We start from the raw sequence: 3,353 nt of genomic DNA, 5'->3' as shown, positions 1-3,353 counted from the left end.
AGGGCCGCAAGCCTTCTTTCCCCTGCGGCCGCGCCCCAGGCTGTCAGCGCCACGCTCCCCGCGATCCACAGGAACTCCAGGCCGCGCCAGGCTGCCAGCCGCACGGCCGGAAAGAGCAAGGCCAGGTTCTTGGTCCAGCCCTCGCACATTTGCCCCAAGCTGCGGTACATGCGGGTGCGCACCGCGTCGCCCCCGTAGCGAAAATGCAGGCGATAGGCGGCGCGCTTGAAGACCCGGGCGAGCGCGACGTCTTCCAGGAGCTCCTGCGCGACGGCCGCGTGTCCTCCCACTGCCTCGTAGGCGCCGCGCTCCACCAGCAGGTACTGGCCGTTGGCGGCGGCCACCGGCGAGGCCGGATCGTTGACCTTTGCCGGCGGGTAGGTGCGGGAGAGATCGGAAAACACCAGCGGCATCACTGCGTGCTCCCAGAAGCCGTGGATCTCCTGCGCCGGGGAATAGGAGAGCAGGGCCGCGCCGTGCTCCTTCGCCTCGGCCAGGCTGCGCGCCAGCGACCCGGGCCGGTGCACCGTGTCGGCGTCGGTGAACAGCAGCCAGGCGCCGCGCGCCTGACCGACGCCGCCGACCAAGGCATTCGATTTCCCGCTCCACCCCTCCGGCAGCGGCCCGGCCTCAAGTACGCGCACGCCCGGGAACGACTTCGCGATGGCGGGGGTGCGGTCGGCGGAGCCGTCGTCCACGACCACCACCTCGAAGTCCACCCCCTCCTGGCAAACCAGCGATTCCAGGCAGGCTCCCAGGCTGGCCTCCTCGTTGCGCGCCGGCACGATGACCGACACGGCTGGTCCGTTCTCCTGAGGGGCTGGCGTCATGGGCGTATCCAGTTATTATAGAGGGGTGCGACGCTGCTCCTATCTGCTGCTGTTCGCGGCCCTGGTCCTGGGGTGCGACCGGGGCACCGAACCTGCCCTGATCGGCCGACCCGCCCCCGACTTCACCGTGCAGGACTCCGACCGCAAAGTGACGCTGCGCGACCACCGCGGCAAGGTGGTGGTGCTGAACTTCTGGGCCACCTGGTGCCCGCCCTGCGTCGAAGAGACACCGTCGCTGGTCGCCATGCAGCAGCGCACCCGCCCCAAGGTCGAGGTCATCGCGGTGAGCGTGGACGTGGACGAGCAGGCCTACCGCGACTTCATCCGCGACTACAAGATGCAGGACCTGGTCAACGTGCGCGACCCCCAGGGCAAGAAGAGCAGCGGCCTCTACGGCACCTGGAAGTATCCCGAAACCTACATCATCGACGAGAACGGCGTGCTGCGCCGCAAGTTCATCGGACCGGTGGACTGGACCGATCCCAACATCCTCGACTACCTGAACAAGCTCTAGAGCTTCACGCGCCGCAGCCGCAGCGAATTGGAGATCACGCTCACCGAGCTGAAACTCATGGCGGCCGCCGCGAGGATCGGGTTCAGCAGCGCCGCGAATCCGAAGAGAGGATAGAGCACGCCGCCGGCGATGGGCACCCCCAGGGCGTTGTAGCCGAAGGCCCACACCAGGTTCTGGCGGATGTTGCGCATGGTGGCCTGGCTCAGCCGCCGCGCCCGCACGATGCCCCGCAGATCGCCCTTCACCAGGGTGACGCCGCCGCTCTCCATGGCTACGTCGGTGCCGGTGCCCATGGCGATGCCTACGTCGGCCTGGGCCAGCGCGGGCGCGTCGTTCACGCCGTCGCCCGCCATGGCCACCACCCGTCCCTGCGCCTGCAGCCGCTTCACCACTTCGGACTTCTTCTCCGGCAGGACCTCGGCCTCGAACTCCTCGATGCCCAACCTGCGGGCCACCGCCTCCGCCGTGGCGCGGCTATCGCCGGTGAGCATGACCACCTGCACGCCCTGGGCGCGCAACTCCCGCAGCGCTTCGGGCGTGGAGTCTTTGAGCGGATCGGCGACGCCCAGCAGCCCGGCCGCCCGGCCATCCACCGCCGCGAAGATCACCGTCTGCCCTTCTCCGCGCAAAGCCTGGGCGCGCGCCGGCAGCTCGCCGGCGTCGATCTTCAGTTCCTCGAGCAGCTTTTCGTTCCCCGCGGCGACGCTGCGCGCGTCCACCGTGCCGCTCGCGCCCCGTCCCGGAAACGAGCGGAAGTCGCGGCACTCGGAGAGCTTGAGCCCGCGCTCCTGGGCGCCCGCCACCACCGCCGCTGCTACCGGGTGCTCGCTTCCCTTCTCCAGGCTGGCAACCAAGCGCAGCAGCTCTTCTTCCTGCGTGTCCGCCGCCGCTGCCACCGACACCAGCCGCGGCTTGCCTTCGGTCAGCGTGCCGGTCTTGTCCACCACCACGGTGTCGACCTTCTCCAGGATCTCGAGCGCCTCGGCGTTGCGGATGAGCACGCCGGCACGCGCTCCGCGCCCGGTGCCCACCATGATGGCCATGGGCGTGGCCAGACCGAGCGCGCAGGGACAGGCGATGATCAGCACCGCCACCGCGTTCACCAGGGCGTAAGCCAGCCGCGGTTGCGGCCCCCACAGGCCCCAGGCTACGAAGGTCGCCACCGCCGCCGCCATCACCGCCGGCACGAAGTAGGAAGAGACGCGGTCCGCCAGCCGCTGGATGGGGGCGCGGCTGCGCTGCGCCTCGCTCACCAGGCGCACGATCTGCGCCAGCAGGGTCTCGCTGCCCACCTTCTCGGCGCGCATCACCAGGCCGCCGGTGCCGTTCAGCGTGCCGCCGATCACCCGGCTGCCCGGTCCTTTCTCCACCGGGATGGACTCGCCCGTGATCATGGACTCGTCCACCGGGCTGGCGCCCTCCAGCACGACACCATCCGCCGGGATCTTTTCGCCGGGACGCACGCGCAGGCGGTCGCCCGCCTGAACCTGATCCAGGGGGATGTCGGCCTCGGCGCCGTCGGTGAGGCGGCGCGCCGTCTTGGGGCTCAGATCGAGCAGGGCGCGGATGGCGCTCGAGGTCTGCGCTCGCGCCCGCAACTCCAGAACCTGGCCCAGCAGCACCAGCACCACGATGGCGGCCGCGGCCTCGAAGTACACGTGCACCTCGCCGCCGTGCCCACGCAGCGACTCCGGGAAGGCTCCCGGCGCCAGCACGGCCACCGCGCTGTAAAGGTAGGCGACGCCCGTCCCCATGGCGATCAGGGTGAACATGTTGGCGCTCCGGTTGAGGACCGACTGCCAGCCGCGCTCGAAGAAAGGCCAGCCGCCCCACAGCACCACCGGCGTGGCCAGCAGGAACTCGATCCATTGCGAGACCCGGGGCGCCAGGCCCAGGTGCAGCCACATCCCGCCCATGGCCAGCACCAGCAGGGGGGCGGTCAGTACTAGCCCCACCCAGAAGCGGCGTGACATCACCCGCAGTTCGGGGTTCTCTTCCTCCTGCGCCGT

The 3,353-nt window shown here is 70.1% G+C and carries 3 protein-coding genes; 1 reads left to right on the top strand and 2 read right to left on the bottom strand.

Annotation, left to right across the window (positions count from 1 at the left end):
• Positions 1-830: glycosyltransferase (locus tag VEG08_15490; protein HXZ29398.1), on the bottom strand; the 830-nt coding region annotated here is incomplete at its 3' end.
• A gap of 25 nt (positions 831-855) precedes the next feature.
• Here VEG08_15490 and VEG08_15485 point away from each other — a divergent pair.
• A complete protein-coding gene (locus VEG08_15485; GenBank protein ID HXZ29397.1) occupies positions 856-1,344 on the top strand; it encodes a TlpA disulfide reductase family protein in 489 nt (162 codons plus the stop codon).
• Here VEG08_15485 and VEG08_15480 read toward each other — a convergent pair.
• On the bottom strand, positions 1,341-3,353 hold a 2,013-nt coding region (locus VEG08_15480; GenBank protein HXZ29396.1), incomplete at its 5' end, for a copper-translocating P-type ATPase. The genes VEG08_15485 and VEG08_15480 overlap by 4 nt on opposite strands.

The sequence above is a fragment of the Terriglobales bacterium genome (genome assembly GCA_035624475.1).
GTDB lineage: Bacteria > Acidobacteriota > Terriglobia > Terriglobales > Acidobacteriaceae > DASPRL01.
The sequence above is the reverse complement of the archived record's forward strand: the minus strand, read 5'-3'. Positions and strand labels throughout refer to the sequence as shown.